General features: G+C 73.7%; 12 protein-coding genes. 8 read left to right on the forward strand and 4 right to left on the reverse strand.

Annotation, left to right across the window (positions count from 1 at the left end; all coding sequences use genetic code 11):
- Positions 1 to 120: 120 nt before the first annotated feature.
- Positions 121 to 423 (forward strand): ArsR/SmtB family transcription factor, encoded by a 303-nt coding sequence (locus tag ACFV7Q_RS28115; RefSeq protein WP_385432443.1) that lies wholly within the window; start codon positions 121 to 123, stop codon positions 421 to 423.
- A gap of 43 nt (positions 424 to 466) precedes the next feature.
- The gene (gene pcrA / locus ACFV7Q_RS28120; protein ID WP_385432445.1) at positions 467 to 2,953 is read left to right on the forward strand and encodes a DNA helicase PcrA; all 2,487 of its coding nucleotides are present in this window, start codon (positions 467 to 469) and stop codon (positions 2,951 to 2,953) included.
- A gap of 152 nt (positions 2,954 to 3,105) precedes the next feature.
- Here pcrA and ACFV7Q_RS28125 read toward each other — a convergent pair whose 3' ends face one another.
- Positions 3,106 to 4,659 (reverse strand): M23 family metallopeptidase, encoded by a 1,554-nt coding sequence (locus ACFV7Q_RS28125; RefSeq protein WP_385432447.1) that lies wholly within the window; start codon positions 4,657 to 4,659, stop codon positions 3,106 to 3,108.
- A 221-nt stretch (positions 4,660 to 4,880) separates the two neighbouring features.
- Positions 4,881 to 5,696 carry an esterase/lipase family protein gene (locus tag ACFV7Q_RS28130; protein ID WP_385432449.1) on the reverse strand — a complete coding sequence of 272 codons (816 nt, stop codon included), beginning with the start codon at positions 5,694 to 5,696 and terminating at the stop codon, positions 4,881 to 4,883.
- A gap of 220 nt (positions 5,697 to 5,916) precedes the next feature.
- Between ACFV7Q_RS28130 and ACFV7Q_RS28135 the strand changes: the two genes are divergently transcribed.
- Entirely contained in the window at positions 5,917 to 6,318 is a 402-nt protein-coding gene (locus tag ACFV7Q_RS28135; RefSeq protein ID WP_385432451.1) for a cobalamin B12-binding domain-containing protein, read from the forward strand.
- 154 nt (positions 6,319 to 6,472) lie between these two features.
- Here ACFV7Q_RS28135 and ACFV7Q_RS28140 read toward each other — a convergent pair whose 3' ends face one another.
- Positions 6,473 to 8,053, reverse strand: coding sequence for a DUF5691 domain-containing protein (locus ACFV7Q_RS28140; RefSeq protein ID WP_385432453.1), 1,581 nt, complete (start codon positions 8,051 to 8,053; stop codon positions 6,473 to 6,475).
- 257 nt (positions 8,054 to 8,310) lie between these two features.
- Positions 8,311 to 9,657 (reverse strand): SWIM zinc finger family protein, encoded by a 1,347-nt coding sequence (locus tag ACFV7Q_RS28145; protein ID WP_385432455.1) that lies wholly within the window; start codon positions 9,655 to 9,657, stop codon positions 8,311 to 8,313.
- A 134-nt stretch (positions 9,658 to 9,791) separates the two neighbouring features.
- Between ACFV7Q_RS28145 and ACFV7Q_RS28150 the strand changes: the two genes are divergently transcribed.
- The 5 genes from ACFV7Q_RS28150 (at position 9,792) to sucD (ending at position 16,958) form a co-directional block, all read left to right on the forward strand.
- Positions 9,792 to 10,898, forward strand: coding sequence for an AAA family ATPase (locus tag ACFV7Q_RS28150; protein WP_385432456.1), 1,107 nt, complete (start codon positions 9,792 to 9,794; stop codon positions 10,896 to 10,898).
- Positions 10,895 to 13,216, forward strand: a complete 2,322-nt coding sequence (locus ACFV7Q_RS28155; protein ID WP_385432458.1) for a DUF5682 family protein — start codon at positions 10,895 to 10,897, stop codon at positions 13,214 to 13,216. Before ACFV7Q_RS28150 ends, ACFV7Q_RS28155 begins: the two co-directional genes overlap by 4 nt.
- A 200-nt stretch (positions 13,217 to 13,416) precedes the next feature.
- Positions 13,417 to 14,601: a VWA domain-containing protein gene (locus ACFV7Q_RS28160; RefSeq protein ID WP_385432459.1), complete on the forward strand. Its 1,185-nt coding sequence runs from the start codon at positions 13,417 to 13,419 to the stop codon at positions 14,599 to 14,601.
- A gap of 261 nt (positions 14,602 to 14,862) precedes the next feature.
- Positions 14,863 to 16,044: an ADP-forming succinate--CoA ligase subunit beta gene (gene sucC / locus ACFV7Q_RS28165; protein WP_385432461.1), complete on the forward strand. Its 1,182-nt coding sequence runs from the start codon at positions 14,863 to 14,865 to the stop codon at positions 16,042 to 16,044.
- Between the two features lie 23 nt (positions 16,045 to 16,067).
- Positions 16,068 to 16,958, forward strand: coding sequence for a succinate--CoA ligase subunit alpha (gene sucD, locus ACFV7Q_RS28170; RefSeq protein WP_385432463.1), 891 nt, complete (start codon positions 16,068 to 16,070; stop codon positions 16,956 to 16,958).
- Positions 16,959 to 17,014: the final 56 nt, after the last annotated feature.

The following is a 17,014-nucleotide window of genomic DNA, read 5'->3' on the forward strand; positions in this document are numbered from 1 at the left end:
CCTCCGTGGGTGGGCGGGATCCAGCGACCGTTCGAAGTATTCGTACGGTCATGGTGTCGACTGTACGAGATCTTCGAACCGTTCGGCAATGGCCGTACGAAATCTGCGTACAGTGAGGGCATGGCCGCCGCTGCAGAGCTGACCCACCCCGACGCCGACAGCCTCGAACTCGCCGAGGTCCTCGCAGCCCTCGGGCACCCCGTCCGGCTGGAGATCGTCCGCAAGCTCTCCTCCGGCGAGGAGGCCTACTGCGGCGAGGTCGTCCCCGATCTGCCCAGGTCGAGCGTCACGCACCACCTCAAGACGCTGCGCGAGAGCGGCGTGATCCGGCAGCGCCCCCAGGGCCGTCGCCTCTACCTCGCCCTGCGCCGCGAGGACCTGGAGCGCCGATTCCCCGGCCTGTTGGCGCTCGTCACAGGCTGACCCGGCCCCGCGTGTCCCCGCGGGCCCCTAGACTCGGAAGGCGATGAGCAGCCTCTTTGACGACAGCTTCCTGGCGGACCTCACCCCCTCCGACGAGGTCCCGCCGCCGCCCGAGGAGTACGAGGACGGACCCGCCCCGGAGCCGGGCGCGGACGACCTCTTCGAGGGTCACTTCGACGTGCCCATGAGCGGTGACTCCTACTACCGCGACGGCACCCCGAAGCCGGTCATCGACCCGGCGGCGCTCCTGGAGGGGCTGAACGAGCAGCAGCGCGCGGCCGTGGTGCACGCCGGCTCCCCGCTGCTGATCGTGGCCGGCGCGGGCTCCGGCAAGACCCGCGTGCTGACCCACCGCATCGGCCACCTGCTGGCCGCCCGTGGTGTCCACCCCGGCCAGATCCTGGCGATCACCTTCACCAACAAGGCCGCCGCCGAGATGAAGGAGCGCGTCGAAGGCCTGGTCGGTCCGCGCGCCGGCGCCATGTGGGTGTCCACCTTCCACAGCGCGTGCGTGCGCATCCTGCGCCGCGAGTCCAAGCGGCTCGGCTTCACCTCGTCCTTCTCGATCTACGACGCCGCCGACTCCAAGCGCCTGATGGCGCTGGTCTGCCGCGACCTGGACCTGGACCCGAAGAAGTTCCCGCCGAAGTCCTTCAACGCCAAGATCTCGAACCTCAAGAACGAGCTCATCGACGAGGACGCCTTCGCCGCCCAGGCCGCCGACGGCTTCGAGAAGACCCTGGCGCAGGCGTACGCCCTGTACCAGGGGCGGCTGCGCGAGGCCAACGCCCTCGACTTCGACGACATCATCATGACCACCGTCCACCTGCTCCAGGCGTTCCCGGACGTCGCCGAGCACTACCGGCGGCGCTTCCGGCACGTCCTCGTCGACGAGTACCAGGACACCAACCACGCCCAGTACACGCTGGTGCGCGAGCTGGTCGGCCCCGGCTACCCCGACCTGCCGCCCGCCGAACTGTGCGTGGTGGGCGACGCCGACCAGTCGATCTACGCCTTCCGCGGCGCGACGATCCGCAACATCCTCCAGTTCGAGGAGGACTACAAGGACGCGACGACGATCCTGCTGGAGCAGAACTACCGTTCCACCCAGACGATCCTGTCCGCCGCCAACGCGGTCATCGAACGCAACGAGAACCGCCGCGCCAAGAACCTGTGGACCGACGCCGGCTCCGGCGCCGTGATCACCGGCTACGTCGCCGACACCGAACACGACGAGGCCCAGTTCGTCGCCGACGAGATCGACCGCCTCACCGACGCCGGCCGGGCGAAGGCGGGGGACGTCGCGATCTTCTACCGGACGAACGCCCAGTCCCGTGTGTTCGAAGAGGTCTTCATCCGCGTCGGTCTGCCCTACAAGGTCGTCGGCGGGGTCCGCTTCTACGAGCGCAAGGAGGTCCGCGACGTCCTCGCGTACCTGCGCGTCCTCGCGAACCCGGAGGACAACGTCCCGCTGCGCCGGATCCTGAACGTGCCCAAGCGCGGCATCGGCGAGCGGGCGGAAGCGATGGTCGACGCCCTCGCGATGCGCGAGAAGATCACCTTCCCGCAGGCGCTGCGGCGCGTGGACGAGGCGTACGGCATGGCCGCGCGCTCCACCAACGCGGTGAAGCGGTTCAACGTGCTCATGGAGGAGCTGCGCACGATCGCCGAGTCCGGCGCGGGACCGGCGGTGGTGCTGGAGGCGGTGCTGGAGCGCACCGGCTACCTCGCCGAGCTCCAGGCCTCGACCGACCCGCAGGACGAGACCCGGATCGAGAACCTGCAGGAACTCGCGGCCGTCGCGCTGGAATTCGAGCAGGCGCGCGGGGAGGACAATCCCGGCACCCTCGCCGAGTTCCTGGAACAGGTCGCCCTGGTCGCCGACTCCGACCAGATCCCGGACGAAGACACCGAAGGCGCCGGCGTCATCACGCTGATGACCCTGCACACCGCCAAGGGCCTGGAATTCCCGGTGGTCTTCCTGACCGGCATGGAGGACGGCGTCTTCCCGCACATGCGGGCCCTCGGCCAGACCAAGGAGTTGGAGGAGGAGCGGCGCCTGGCCTACGTCGGCATCACCCGGGCCCGCGAGCGGCTGTACCTGACCCGCTCCTCGATGCGCAGCGCCTGGGGCACCCCCTCGTACAACCCGCCGTCGCGGTTCCTGGAGGAGATCCCGGCGCAGTACCTGCAGTGGAAGCGCACGGGCGCCGCACAGAAGCCGGCCGGCCCGATGCGGGGTCAGGGTTCCGGCTACGGCTCCGGCAAGGCCTCGTTCGGCACGTCCCCGGAGGCCTTCCTCTCCTCCTCCCGCACGCGGTCGGGGCCGTCCGGGTTCGCGACGCGGCGGGCCGGCGACAAGCCGGTCGTGGCGCTGACGATCGGGGACCGGGTCACGCACGACCAGTTCGGCCTGGGCACGGTCTTGCAGGTCACGGGCGGTGGGTCGGAGGCGCAGGCGACCATCGACTTCGGCGACGGCAAGCCCAAGCGGCTACTGCTGCGCTACGCGCCGGTGCAGAAGCTCTAGCGGGCGTCAGGCCCCGCGGGGTCGCACGACCCGTGGGGCCTGACGCGGTGCGGGGGCGGGAAGCGGCGCGTGCGGGGCCGGCGTACCGGACGGGCGTGCGCGCGCGTGCGCCCGGCACGGCGCGGGCGGGGGGCCGGGGGCGCGGGGACGGCTCAGCTGGGGTTGAGGCCGTGGCTGCGAAGCCAGGCCGCGGGGTCGATCGCGGACCCGCCGCCGGGCCGGACCTCGAAGTGGAGGTGCGGGCCGGTGGAGTTGCCGGAGTTGCCGGAGTACGCGATGACGTCGCCGGCCTTGACCTTGCCGGACCGGATCTTGGTGCTGCCCAGGTGGCAGTACCAGGTCTCGGTGCCGTCGGGGGAGGTCACTATCGCCATGTTGCCGTAGGCGCTGTTCCACTGGGTGCGCACGGTCCCGTCGGTGGCCGCCATGACCGGGGTGCCGTAGCCGACCGGGAAGTCGATGCCGGTGTGCACGGACATCCACATGCCACCGGCCTGACCGAAGCTGGCGCTGAGGCCGCGCTGCGCGACGGGCAGGGCGAACTTGGGGCGGGCCGCCTCCTTGGCCGCCTCTTCGGCCGCCTTCCGCTTGCGTTCCTCGTCCTGGCGCTGGCGCAGGTCGATGCGCTCCTGGGTGCGGCTCGCACGGTCCGCGAAGTCGCCCGCGTCGGCGCTGAGCGCCTCCAGCTGGGTGTCGAGCTTGCTGTTGGCGGCGACGGGCTTGACCGACGCCGGGTCGGGCGCGGCCATCGTCGTGGTCTCCTCGGCGGGCTTTTCGCCGCCGGTGAGGCCGCCGACGGAGGCGGCCGCGACACCGGCGATGCCCATCACGCAGGCCGAGGGGACGGCCACCGTCAGCAGGGCGGAACGCTTCGCCGGGGTGCGGCGGCGGCTGTTGCCGGAGCCGTGCGGGGCCTTCGACCCGGCGCGGCGCGAGGCGCGCGGGCCGGCCGGGCCGGAGGGCGTGGCGGCCGGGGTGACGGGCATGGCCTGGGTGGGCATGTCGTGCACCGGGCCGGCGATCAGCCCGAGGTCCGACTCCTCATCGAGGTCCGGATCCAGGTCGAGGTCGAGGTTGAGGTCGAAGTCCTGATCCAGGTCCAGGTCCTGGTCCGCCTCCAGGGCGGGGTCGGCGGACCGGGGCTCGACGGCGGCCTCGTCGCCGAGGGCCTCGAAGACGGCCGTCTCGGTGTACGCGTCGGCGGCGACGGCGGCGGCCGGCTCCTGGTAGGCGTACGCCTGCTGCTGGTCGAACTCGAAGGGGAACGCCTGCGTCTGCTGCTGGTCCAGAGGGACCGAGTTCCAGGCGGTGGCGTCGTACGAGCCCGTCTCGGTGCCCGTGGTGCCGTAGCCGGGGGTCGCCCACTGGCCGGTCTGCTCGTAGCCGAACGCGGTGGCGGTGGACTGGTAGTCGGGGGTCTGCGCCGTCCAGGCGGTCGTGTCCCACTGGCCCGTGCCCGTGCCGGTGTCGGCGGAGGCGCCCTGGGCGGGGATGGTCGGCAGGTAGCCGTCCTGGGGGTAAGTCCCCTGCGGGGCCCAGGCGGTGGTGTCGTACGAGCCGGTGTCGTACGAGCCGTACGACGTGTAGGCGTATCCCTGGCCCTGCGTTTCGTAGGAACCGTAGGACGAATCGCCGGCGAAAGTGGTGGTGGAAAGGCCGTCGTACCCGGACTCGGGGTACAGGCCCGACGAGGGGCGGTCGTTCACCAACTTCTCTTTCGCCTCGGCAGTGGGGGCCTGGGTGGCCAGGGATCGGGGGGTTCCCTGGGGAGAGCAGTGGCGTGACTGTACCCGGCGGTCACTGGCCTCGACAATCTTCGGCGGGCTCCAAGCTGAGCGGAACCGGGCATTCGGCCGTGTTTCGGTCGGCTCCATGCCCAGCCTTGGCCTTGAGTTCGAAATGTGTTCGACTCCGGTCCGCTGGGCGTTCACGCGACGGAGGCGGTGTCCTCCGGGGGTTCGACGGCCGCCGGACCGGGCCCGTCGAGGGCCCGCAGGACGGCCGCCGCGACCGCCGGGTGGGCAGCTAACGCGAGGTGCCCGATGCCCGTGACCTGGATGTTCTCGGTGCGTAGATCCGGGTGCTCGACGCGCGCCGTCTCGGGCGGGTCCATCAGCTCGTCCAACTCGGTCCAGAACGCCACGCACCGGGTGCGGCAGCCGGGCGCGGGCGCACGCAGCTCGGCCATCACCTCGGAGTCCGGCCGGATCTGGCGGACCAGCGGGTGCGCGTCCATGAAGGGCGCGATCCGCGTACCGGAATGCGGAGTGCCCAGCGTGACGAGCGCGCCGACGCGGGCGTCCCCTCCGAGCCGCTGGACGTAGTACCGGCCGACGAGCCCGCCCAGACTGTGGCCGACCAGATCGATCTGCTCGCTGCCGGTGCGCTCGCACAGCTCCTCGATCCGCCGGGCGAGACCGCGGGCGGCGGCGCGCAGGTCCAGGGTGAGCGGCGAGTAGTTGTACGCCTCGACCTGTCGGCCGCCGTGGGCGGCGAGCGCACGTCGCAGCAGGACGAACACGGACCGGTTGTCGCTGAACCCGTGCAGCAGCAGCACGGGCCGACGCGGCCCGGGGCGGGAATCCGGGGCGGCGGGCCGCTCCTGTCGGATCCCGGTCGGGTAGTGCAGCAGGTGGGCGCCGAACAGGATCGCTTCGAGGACCCCGGCCCGCAGCGCGGCGCCCGAGACCGGTGCGGATCCGGATCCGGATCCGGATGCGGATACGGGTGTGGACAGCCCCATCGACGGCCTCCCTGGCCTCCCCATGACCGTGAACGGGACTGCGGCCAGCCGCGCCGCCGTGCCGTGCGGCTGTCGGTACGGTGGCGCGGCGATCCGGTGCGGTGCGGCTCCTGGCGGTGAATCACGCCGTCCCACGTGTGATTTCCCCCTCGTGCTTGACCGCGAAACGGCGGCGTGCGCGATGCTGTACTTAACGTTCGTTCACTCTGGAGGCAGTGCGATGGGTGTGACCGGTCCGATCCGTGTGGTGGTGGCCAAGCCGGGTCTCGACGGCCACGACCGCGGCGCGAAGGTGATCGCCCGCGCCCTGCGGGACGCGGGCATGGAGGTCATCTACACGGGCCTGCACCAGACCCCCGAGCAGATCGTGGACACCGCGATCCAGGAGGACGCCGACGCGATCGGCCTGTCGATCCTGTCGGGCGCGCACAACACCCTGTTCGTCCGCGTCCTGGAACTCCTCAAGGAGCGCGAGGCGGAGGACATCAAGGTGTTCGGCGGCGGCATCATCCCGGACGACGACATCGCCCCCCTCAAGGAGAAGGGCGTGGCCGAAATCTTCACCCCCGGCGCCACGACGACGTCCATCGTCGACTGGGTCCGCGCGAACATCCGCCACTGACGACCCCCACTGCACCGGCCGATCCAGCCCCGCGGGGTCCGGCACGCGTCCAGCCCCCGTCCACCCCGCCGGCGCGGGGTGCGGGGGCGGAGGCGCCGGGAACGGCGCGGCGGCACGGTGGGACCCCCCGGAGGCGGACCCGGCCGGGGGACCGTCAGACGGGCGGGTCCGGACGCAGTTCGGCGAGCATGGCGGCCCGCAGCCGCAAGGTGGCGACCAGGCGCTGGAAGGCCTCGGCCCAGTACGCCCCCGCCCCCGCAGCCCCGTCCTCGGGATACTCCGCGGCAGCGGTGAGCCCTTCCAACCGGTCCGCCTCCGCAGGATCCAGGCACCGCTCCGCCAGCCCCATCACCCCGCTGAAGCTCCACGGATAGCTGCCCGCCTCCCGCGCCGCGTCGAGGGCGTCGACCACGGCCCGGCCCAGCGCCCCCGCCCACGGCACCTCGCACACGCCGAGCAGCTGGAACGCCTCCGGCAGCCCGTGGGCCCGGATGAACTGCCCGACCCAGTCGGCCCGTTCCCCCTCCGGTAGGACCGACAGCAGCTTGGCCCGTTCCGCGAGGGACGCCGTCCCCGGCGCGGTCGCGGGCGGCGCCGATGCCGCGCCGAGCAGCGCCCGGGACCATTCCGGGTCCCGCTGCCGCACCGCCGCCCGGCACCACGCCGCGTGCAGTTCCTCCCGCCAGCTCTCGCCGTCGGCGATCGGCAGTTCCACGATCCGCGCCGGGTCGAGTCCCCCGAAGCGCTCCCGCCAGCAGGACAGCGGTGCGGCCTCCACCAGCTGGCCGAGCCACCAGGCCCGTTCCCCGCGGCCGGCGGGGGGCCGCTTCACGACCCCGTCGCGCAGCATCCCCGCATCGCATTCGGCCGGCGGGACCACCCCCTGTGGTCCCACGCAGGCCGCGGCCCGCCGTGCCATCCGCCCGGCCAGCGCCGAGCCGGGCAGCGCGGAGAGCAGTTCGGCGGCCGTCGCCCGGACGCTGCGGCTGCGGTCGCCCAGGGCCGCCTCCAAGAACGGCTCGTCCTGCTCGGACAGCCCCGTCCGCAGGGAGTCGAGGAACATCAGCCGGTCCTCGGCGCGCTCGGTGGTCCAGGTGCTGGACAGCAGCCGCACGGCTGCGGCCGGCTCGTGGGCCCGTACGGCCCCCAGCAGGCCCACCCGCTCCGCGAACAACCCCTCCTGCCACAGCTGCTCCACCCCGGCCCGGTCTTCGGGGTCGCGTAGTTCCCCGCCGCCCGCCCCGCCGCGCAGGGCGAACCGCCAGTCCGGGTTGAGCCGGGCCAGCCACAGCCCCCGCGGCCCGGCCAGGGCCAGGGCCGGTGGGCGCAGGTCCGTCCGGGCCCGGGCGGCGTCCAGCAGGGCCGGCAGCAGCGCCGCCGGCGCCCGGTAGCCGTGCCGCCCGGCGGCTGCGAGCCACTGGGGCAGCAGCTCCGTGAGATCCGGGGCGGCCCCCCGCCGTCCGCCGGCACTGCCCGCGCCGGTCCGCCCGGCCAGCAGTTGTGCGAGCCGCCGCCGGGCCGGCTCCGGCGGCTCCGGCCGAGGGTCGTCCGGAGCCGGCTGCGGACGCGGAGCCGCCTCGGCGGGGCGCAGTCCGGCCCGGCGCCGTACGGTCTGCACGGCCGCCGCGTCGAGCAGTGCCGCCGGATCGCCCTGCCGCCGCTCGGTGCCCAGCAGTGCGGCGCCGACCAGCTCCTCCCACTCCCCGCACCCCGTGTACTCGGCCGTGGTGGCCATCGGTCCCTCCCTCTCGGTGCTCCTGGCGTGCTCCGGTCCCGCCCCCTCCGCGGGACCGGAGCCGCTCTCTTTCCCCCGTGGCCGGCCCTTCAGCTGGCGTGGTTGTCGTTCATGGCAAGCCCCCCGGCTTCTCTCGTTCGCGCGGACGCCCCCGCGTCCGCGCACCCCTCCTCGGGCGGCGCCCAGGCGCCGTCCGTCCTCTCCGTTCCCCCTCGCCCCCCCTGTCCCCGTGCCGGCCGGGTTCCCGCGGCGGCCGGTCAGACCAGCGTCACCGGCTCCGGGCAGCCCGGCTGCCAGGCCGTCAGCGGGGTGAATCCGCGGTGGCCGCATTCGCCGAACACGGTCAGCGGCCCCCCGCCGGACAGTGCGGCCAGCTGCCACAGGCCCGACCGCGACCGGCTGCCCGCCGCGGACAGCGGTACCGGCAGGGCGCCGGCGCCTTCCGCGTCGGCCAACTGCCAGCCGAGCTCCCCCGGTATCGGGACGACCGGGCCGAGCACCACCGGCCAGGACTCCAGCCACGGGTCCTCCCGCAGCGCGGCCCCGTACGCCTCCAGTGCCGCCCCGGTGCCGATCCCGGCCGGGACCAGGTCGCACGGCGCGGCCGGCGCGGACCTCTCCCCGAGGTCCGCCCGCAGCCCCGCCGATCCGGGACGGAAGCGGGCTTCCGCCTCCACCGCCAGGCCGACCGGCAGCGCGAGCGCCGGTGGCCGCCCGGGCGGCCCGAAGTCCAGTACCAGGGCCGGGCGCCCGCTCTCCATCCCGCGCAGCCATATCCGGCGGGTGGTGAGCCGGCCGTCCGGCGACACCGAGTCGTACTGGGACAGCACCAGCCAGCGGTCCCGTACGGCCTCCCCCTCCGCGGCGGCGTTCGGGAGCCCCACCCTGCTCCGTACCGTCGCGGCGAGCGGCTCCGGCAGACCTGCCACACCGAGCCAACCCCGGTTCAGCAGGTGCAGCAGCGCGCCCTCCTCCAGCATCCGGGCGGGCCAGCCCGGGCCGCAACCGGGTATCGTCCCCAACTCCCTCACGCGTGCCGCCAGTCCGGGCGCCTGCGCGTCCACCATCCGGGCCGCGGTCTCCTCCCAGGGTGCGTATCCCGCCTGCTCCTGGCCTGCGAGCCCGCCGCGGACGAGGTCGGCGAGCCGCTGCTCCAGCTCGGTGACACCCGCGCCGATCCGGGCCGCCCTCCGTTCGGCCCGGCGGCGCGCCGCCTCCGCGTCGGCCGGCCCGGCCGCCGCCTCTGCCGGCCGGGCGGCCTTCGCGGCCCGCCCGGCCAACCAGGCCGCGGCCCACTCCGGCGCCCCGGTGGGTTCCCCGAAGCCCTCTGCGGCCCAGAGCAGCAGCAGTCCCAGCGCGTGCTTGCACGGGAACTTCCGGCTCGGGCAGGAGCACTTGTAGGCGGGGCCCGCGAGGTCCACGACCGTCCGGTACGGCGTGGCGCCGCTGCCCTTGCACAACCCCCACACCGCACCGGAAGCGGAACCTCCGGTCTCGGACCAGGGGCCCGCCCCTCCCAGCTTGGACCCGGCCTTGCCCGACGCGGCGTCAGGAGCCAGGGCCAGTACCTGTTCCGCTGTCCAGCGGACCTGCTGATCGGTCATGGCAACCACCGTAGGGACCCCCACTGACAATCGCTCTGACCTGCAACGACGTTGCGCCCTGGGCCTGTTGTCAGTGGCGTGGTGCACCGTGGACACAGCAGTCGGGAGCGGCTGCCGAGGATCGGAGGGGGACCATGACCACGCACGGGAAGGGCACCGGCGCCGAGGCGCTGCGCCCGCACGCCGAAGACGCCTTCGCGCACGAACTGAAAGCCCTGGAAGCGGCCGACGACCGGCCCCGACCGGCCCGCTGGAAGCTCTCCCCGTGGGCCGTCTCCACCTACCTCCTGGGCGGCACGCTCGACGACGGCACCGTCATCACACCCAAGTACGTGGGCCCGCGCCGCATCGTCGAGGTCGCCGTCACCACCCTCGCCACCGACCGCGCCCTGCTGCTGCTCGGCGTCCCCGGCACCGCCAAGACCTGGGTCTCCGAGCACCTCGCCGCCGCCGTCAGCGGGGACTCCACCCTGCTGGTCCAAGGCACCGCCGGCACCCCCGAGGAGGCCATCCGCTACGGCTGGGACTACGCCCGCCTCCTCGCCCACGGGCCCAGCCGCGAGGCGCTCGTCCCGAGCCCGGTCATGCGGGCCATGGCCGAGGGGTCGACCGCCCGCGTCGAGGAGCTCACCCGCATCCCGGCCGACGTCCAGGACACCCTCATCACCGTCCTGTCCGAGAAGACGCTGCCGATACCCGAGCTCGGCCAGGAGGTGCAGGCCGTGCGCGGCTTCAACCTCATCGCCACCGCCAACGACCGCGACCGCGGGGTCAACGAGCTGTCCAGCGCGCTGCGCCGCCGCTTCAACACCGTCGTGCTGCCGCTGCCCGCCTCCACCGACGCCGAGGTCGACATCGTCGCCCGCCGCGTCGACCAGCTGGGCCGCGCCCTCGACCTGCCGGCCCTGCCCGAGGGGCTGGACGAGATCCGCCGCGTCGTCACCGTCTTCCGCGAGCTGCGCGACGGCGTCACCGACGACGGCCGGACGAAGGTGAAGTCGCCCAGCGGCACCCTGTCCACCGCCGAGGCCATTTCGGTCGTCACCCACGGCCTGGCCATGGCCGCCCACTTCGGGGACGGCGTGCTGCGCCCCTCCGACGTGGCTGCCGGGATCCTCGGCGCGGTCGTCCGGGACCCGGCCGCCGACAAGGTGGTCTGGCAGGAGTACCTGGAGGCCGTGGTGCGCGAGCGGGACGGCTGGAAGGACTTCTACCGCGCCTGCCGGGAGGTGACGGCATGAGTCCGGCGGCGCCCGCCCGGGGCCCGCTGCTGCTGGGCGTGCGCCACCACGGGCCCGGCTCGGCCCGCGCCGTGCGGGCCGCCCTGGACGCCGCCCGGCCGGCGGCCGTCCTGATCGAGGGGCCGCCGGAGGGCGACGCACTGCTCCCGCTCGCCGCCGACCCGGCGATGCGGCCGCCCGTGGCGCTCCTCGCGCACGCCGCCGACGACCCCGGCCGGGCCGCGTTCTGGCCGCTGGCCGAGTTCTCCCCGGAGTGGGCGGCCATCCGGTGGGCCCAGCAGCAGCCCGACCCGGTCCCGGTCCGGTTCATCGACCTGCCCGCCGCGCACACCCTGGCCGCACGGCCGGAGGCGGAGGGGGACGGCGCGGGTGCGGCCGCGCCCCCCGCGGTGCGGCCCGACCCCCTCGCCGCACTGGCCGGGACGGCCGGGTACGACGACCCCGAGCGCTGGTGGGAGGACGTCGTCGAGCACCGAGGCACGGGGGACGGCCCGCAGGACCCGGCAGCCGCGTTCGAGGCGCTCGGCGAGGCCATGGCCGCGCTCCGCGAGGCGTACCCGGACCGCGAGGACCCCCGCGACCTGGTGCGCGAGGCCCACATGCGGCAGCGGATGCGGGCCGCCCGCCGGGAGTTCGGCGACTGCTACGCCGTGGTGTGCGGCGCCTGGCACGTCCCGGCACTGCGCGCCAGGACCACGGCGGCGGCCGACAAGCGGCTGCTGACCGGGCTGCCCAGGACCAAGGTGGAGACGACCTGGGTGCCCTGGACCCACCGGCGGCTCGCCCGGGCCGGCGGGTACGGGGCGGGCATCGCCTCCCCGGGCTGGTACGCGCACCTCTTCGCCGCCCCGGACCGGCCGGTCGAGCGGTGGCTGACCAAGGTGGCCGGGCTGCTCCGCGAGGAGGACCGGCCGGTCTCCACGGCGCACGTCATCGAGGCGGTCCGGCTCGCGCAGACGCTGGCCGCGGTGCGCGGGCGGCCGCTGCCCGGGCTGGCCGAGACCCTGGAGGCGGTCCGCGCGGTGATGTGCGACGGCTCCGACGTGCCGCTCGCGCTGATCGAGGACCGCCTGGTCGTCGGGGACGTGCTCGGCCGGGTCCCGGACGGCGCGCCCGCCGTGCCGCTCCAGCGGGACCTGGCCCGGCAGCAGCGCTCGCTGCGCCTCAAGCCCGAGGCGCACGAGCGCGAGCTGGAGCTCGACCTGCGCAAGGACACCGACGCGGCCAGGTCCCGGCTGCTGCACCGGCTGCGGCTGCTCGGCATCGACTGGGGCAGGCCCACCGCGTCCCGGGCCGGCACGGGCACCTTCCGGGAGACGTGGCGGCTGCGCTGGGAGCCGGAGCTGTCGGTGCGGGTGGCCGAGGCCGGGATCTGGGGCACCACCGTCCCCGCGGCCGCCACCGCCAGGGCCGAGGCGGACGCGGCTGCGGCGGGCGAGCTCGGCGAGGTCACGGCGCTGGCGGAGCGGTGCCTGCTGGCGGGGCTGTCCGAGGCGCTGCCCGCGGTCCTGCGGGCCCTCGCCGACCTCGCCGCGCTGGACACGGACGTGGCGCGGCTCGCCAAGGCCCTGCCGGCCCTGGCCCGTTCCCTGCGGTACGGGGACGTCCGGGGCACCGACGCCTCGGCGCTGGGCGTGGTGGCGGGCGGGCTCGCGGAGCGGATCTGCGTGGCGTTGCCGCCCGCCTGCGCCGCCGGCCTGGACGCCGATGCGGCAGCGGAATTGCGGGACCACGTGGACGCGGTGCACGGGGCGGTCGGGCTGCTTCAGGACGACGACCTGCGGGAGCGGTGGTCGGCGGTGCTGAGGGCGCTGGCCGGCCGGGAGTCGGTGCCCGGGCTGATACGCGGCCGGGCGGCCAGGCTGCTGCTCGACGAGGGGCGGCTACCGGCGGAGGAGACGGCACGGCTGATGGGGCTCGCCCTGTCGCCGGCGGCCGCCCCGCCCGACGCGGCCGGCTGGATCGACGGCTTCGCCGGGGGTGGCTCCGGCGGCGGCACGCTGCTGGTCCACGACGACCGGCTGCTCCGGCTGATCGACGCCTGGCTCGCCTCGGTGCCCGCGCAGGCGTTCACCGACGTGCTGCCGCTGCTGCGGCGGACCTTCGGGGCGTACGAGCCGGGTGTCCGGCGGACCCTCGGCGAACTGGCCCGCCGCGGGCCCGGGGCCCGGCCCGGTTCCGCTGTTCCTGGTGCGGCGCCCGAGGGCTTCGCCCCGGAGCTGGACCCGGCCCGCGCGGACGCGGTCGTGGACCTGGTCCACCTGCTCCTCGCGGGAGCCGGCGCCGCGGGAGCCGGTGCCGCGGCCGCGACACCCTGACGCGGCCGGCGGCGGACGGAGCGGGGCGCCCGGCCCCTGGAGCGGGCCGGTGGGACAGCAGGACGGTGCCGCGGACGGAGACGGAAGCCGGCGCGGGCCCGGCCGGGACGCGGGAGCCGGCGCCGCGGGCGGGGCGGGCGGGGCAGGAAGGGCCGGCGGCCGGAGCCGTCGGCGACCAGGACACGGAGGGGGACGGACGGATGAGCGGGACGGGGAACGCGGTGGCAGCGCACGGCGCGGCGGGGGAGGCGGAGCGGCTGCGGCGGTGGCGCCTGGTGCTCGGCGGGGGAGACGCGGACGGCACCGGGTGCACCCTCGCCGGCCGGGACGCGGGGATGGACGCCGCGCTCGGCGCGCTCTACGGCGGATCGGGGGGTGGTGGGTCGCGCCGGGCGGCCGGGGAGCGGTCGGCCGGGCTCGGCGGCTCCGCACCCTCCGTGGCGCGCTGGCTCGGCGACATCCGCACGTACTTCCCGAGCCCCGTCGTCCAGGTCATGCAGCGTGACGCCATCGAGCGGCTCGGCCTGTCCGCGCTGCTGCTGGAGCCGGAGATGCTGGAGGCCGTCGAACCGGACGTGCACCTCGTCGGCACCCTGCTGTCCCTCAACAAGGCGATGCCCGAGACCACCAGGGAGACGGCCCGGGCCGTGGTCCGGAAGGTCGTCGAGCAATTGGAGGAGAAGCTGGCGGCGCGGACCAGGGCCACCATCGGCGGTGCCCTCGACCGGTCCGCGCGGACCAGCCGGCCCCGGCACGCCGACATCGACTGGAACCGGACCATCCGGGCGAACCTGAAGAACTACCTGCCCGAGTACCGGACCGTCGTCCCCGAGCGGCTGGTCGGGTACGGCCGTGCGGCCCGATCGGTGCAGAAGGAGGTGGTCCTCTGCATCGACCAGTCGGGCTCGATGGCGGCCTCCGTCGTCTACGCCTCCGTCTTCGGGGCCGTACTGGCCTCGATGCGGTCGATCGCGACCCGGCTCGTCGTCTTCGACACCGCCGTCGTCGACCTGACGGACCAACTCGACGACCCGGTGGACGTCCTCTTCGGAACCCAGCTCGGCGGCGGCACCGACATCAACCGCGCCCTGGCCCACTGCCAGTCGAAGATCACCCGCCCTGCCGATACCGTCGTGGTCCTGATCAGTGATCTCTACGAGGGCGGCATTCGCAACGAGATGCTGCGCCGGGTCGCGGCGATGAAGGCGGCGGGGACCGAGTTCGTGACCCTGCTCGCCCTGTCCGACGAGGGCGCGCCCGCCTACGACCGGGAGCACGCCGCGGCCCTGGCGGCCCTGGGCGCCCCGGCCTTCGCCTGCACCCCCGACCTCTTCCCGGACGTGATGGCGGCGGCGCTGGAGAAGCGGCCCCTGCCGGTGCCCTGATCCGGCTCCGGGTCGGACTCGTCGGATCGGACGAATGTGCGGCGCGGCCCTGGGCGAATCTGTGACAGGTATCACCGCTCAGGTGTGATCTGTGATTTAGGGAGGCAGGTGTCCCGGGGATAACCTGCGGGACGGACATGCCGCGTCCACGGTCACCGTGTGCGCATCCCCTGTGACAGCGCCGTCACGTTGCCCTCCGCGGCACGCCCACGCAGACAACCGCGAACACTGCGAATCTTTGAAGACAAGGGACGGACGCGCGTGGACCTGTTCGAGTACCAGGCGAGGGACCTCTTCGCCAAGCACGGTGTACCGGTGCTGGCCGGTGAAGTGATCGACACGCCTGAGGCGGCTCGCGAGGCCACCGAGCGGCTGGGCGGCAAGTCTGTCGTCAAGGCGCAGGTGAAGGTCGGTGGCCGCGGCAAGGCCGGCGGCGTCAAGCTGGCCGCCACCCCGGACGAGGCCGTCGCCCGCGCGACGGACATCCTGGGCATGGACATCAAGGGCCACACGGTCCACAAGGTGATGATCGCGGAGACCGCTCCCGAGATCCTCGAGGAGTACTACGTCTCCTACCTCCTGGACCGCACCAACCGCACCTTCCTGGCCATGGCCTCGGTCGCCGGCGGCATGGACATCGAGGAGGTCGCCGAGAAGACCCCCGAGAAGCTCGCCAAGGTCCCGGTCGACGCCAACGAGGGCGTCTCCATCGAGAAGGCCCGCGAGATCGTCGCCCAGGCGCAGTTCCCGGCCGAGGTCGCCGAGAAGGTCGCCGAGGTCCTGGTCACCCTGTGGCAGACCTTCGTCGCCGAGGACGCCCTCCTCGTCGAGGTCAACCCGCTGGCGAAGGTCGCCTCCGGCGACGTCATCGCCCTCGACGGCAAGGTCTCCCTGGACGAGAACGCGGAGTTCCGTCAGCCGTCCCACGAGGAGCTCGTGGACAAGGCCGCCGCCAACCCGCTGGAGGCCGCGGCCAAGGAGAAGGGCCTGAACTACGTCAAGCTCGACGGTCAGGTCGGCATCATCGGCAACGGCGCGGGTCTCGTCATGAGCACCCTGGACGTCGTCGCCTACGCCGGTGAGAACCACGGCGGCGTCAAGCCCGCCAACTTCCTGGACATCGGCGGTGGCGCCTCCGCCGCCGTCATGGCCAACGGTCTCGAGATCATCCTCGGCGACCCGGACGTCAAGTCCGTCTTCGTCAACGTCTTCGGCGGCATCACCGCCTGCGACGAGGTCGCCAACGGCATCGTCCAGGCCCTCCAGCTGCTCAAGGACAAGGGCGAAGAGGTCACCAAGCCGCTCGTCGTCCGCCTCGACGGCAACAACGCCGAGCTGGGTCGCAAGATCCTCTCGGACGCCAACCACCCGCTGGTGCAGCGCGTGGACACCATGGACGGCGCGGCTGACAAGGCCGCCGAGCTCGCTGCGGCTGCGAAGTAAAGGGACGAGGTCACAGACTCACCATGGCTATCTTCCTCAACAAGGACAGCAAGGTCATCGTCCAGGGCATGACCGGTGCCACGGGCATGAAGCACACCAAGCTGATGCTCGCCGACGGCACGAACATCGTCGGTGGCGTGAACCCGCGCAAGGCCGGCACGTCCGTCGACTTCGACGGCACCGAGGTCCCGGTCTTCGGCTCGGTCGCCGAGGCGATGAAGGAGACCGGCGCCAACGTCTCCGTCCTCTTCGTCCCGCCGGCCTTCGCCAAGGCCGCCGTCGTCGAGGCCATCGACGCCGAGATCCCGCTGGCCGTCGTCATCACCGAGGGCATCGCGGTCCACGACTCCGCCGCCTTCTGGGCGTACGCGAAGTCCAAGGGCAACAAGACCCGCATCATCGGCCCGAACTGCCCGGGTCTGATCACCCCCGGCCAGTCCAACGCCGGCATCATCCCGGGCGACATCACCAAGCCCGGCAAGATCGGTCTCGTGTCCAAGTCCGGCACGCTGACCTACCAGATGATGTACGAGCTGCGCGACATCGGCTTCACCTCCTGCGTCGGCATCGGTGGCGACCCGGTCATCGGCACCACCCACATCGACGCCCTGGAGGCCTTCGAGGCCGACCCGGAGACCGAGCTGATCGTCATGATCGGCGAGATCGGCGGCGACGCCGAGGAGCGTGCGGCCGACTTCATCAAGGCCAACGTCACCAAGCCGGTCGTCGGCTACGTCGCGGGCTTCACCGCCCCCGAGGGCAAGACCATGGGCCACGCCGGCGCCATCGTCTCCGGCTCCTCCGGCACCGCGCAGGCCAAGAAGGAGGCCCTTGAGGCCGCCGGCGTCAAGGTCGGCAAGACGCCGACCGAGACCGCGAAGCTGGCCCGCGAGATCCTGAACGGCGCGAAGTAACCGCTGCCGCTGTCCGGGTGACATGCGTACGGGCGTGGCCCGCACCCCTCCGGGGG

The organism is Streptomyces sp. NPDC059851, from assembly GCF_042732005.1.
Lineage (GTDB): Bacteria > Actinomycetota > Actinomycetes > Streptomycetales > Streptomycetaceae > Streptomyces.

Bases quoted from the DNA above. Each gene is read 5' to 3' on its own strand.
- sucD (WP_385432463.1), top strand. From the start codon at position 16,068: ATGGCTATCTTCCTCAACAAGGACAGCAAGGTCATCGTCCAGGGCATG.
- ACFV7Q_RS28115 (WP_385432443.1), top strand. From the start codon at position 121: ATGGCCGCCGCTGCAGAGCTGACCCACCCCGACGCCGACAGCCTCGAA.
- ACFV7Q_RS28135 (WP_385432451.1), top strand. From the start codon at position 5,917: ATGGGTGTGACCGGTCCGATCCGTGTGGTGGTGGCCAAGCCGGGTCTC.
- pcrA (WP_385432445.1), top strand. From the start codon at position 467: ATGAGCAGCCTCTTTGACGACAGCTTCCTGGCGGACCTCACCCCCTCC.
- ACFV7Q_RS28155 (WP_385432458.1), top strand. From the start codon at position 10,895: ATGAGTCCGGCGGCGCCCGCCCGGGGCCCGCTGCTGCTGGGCGTGCGC.
- ACFV7Q_RS28160 (WP_385432459.1), top strand. From the start codon at position 13,417: ATGAGCGGGACGGGGAACGCGGTGGCAGCGCACGGCGCGGCGGGGGAG.
- ACFV7Q_RS28130 (WP_385432449.1), bottom strand. From the start codon at position 5,696: ATGGGGCTGTCCACACCCGTATCCGCATCCGGATCCGGATCCGGATCC.
- ACFV7Q_RS28150 (WP_385432456.1), top strand. From the start codon at position 9,792: ATGACCACGCACGGGAAGGGCACCGGCGCCGAGGCGCTGCGCCCGCAC.
- ACFV7Q_RS28140 (WP_385432453.1), bottom strand. From the start codon at position 8,053: ATGGCCACCACGGCCGAGTACACGGGGTGCGGGGAGTGGGAGGAGCTG.
- ACFV7Q_RS28145 (WP_385432455.1), bottom strand. From the start codon at position 9,657: ATGACCGATCAGCAGGTCCGCTGGACAGCGGAACAGGTACTGGCCCTG.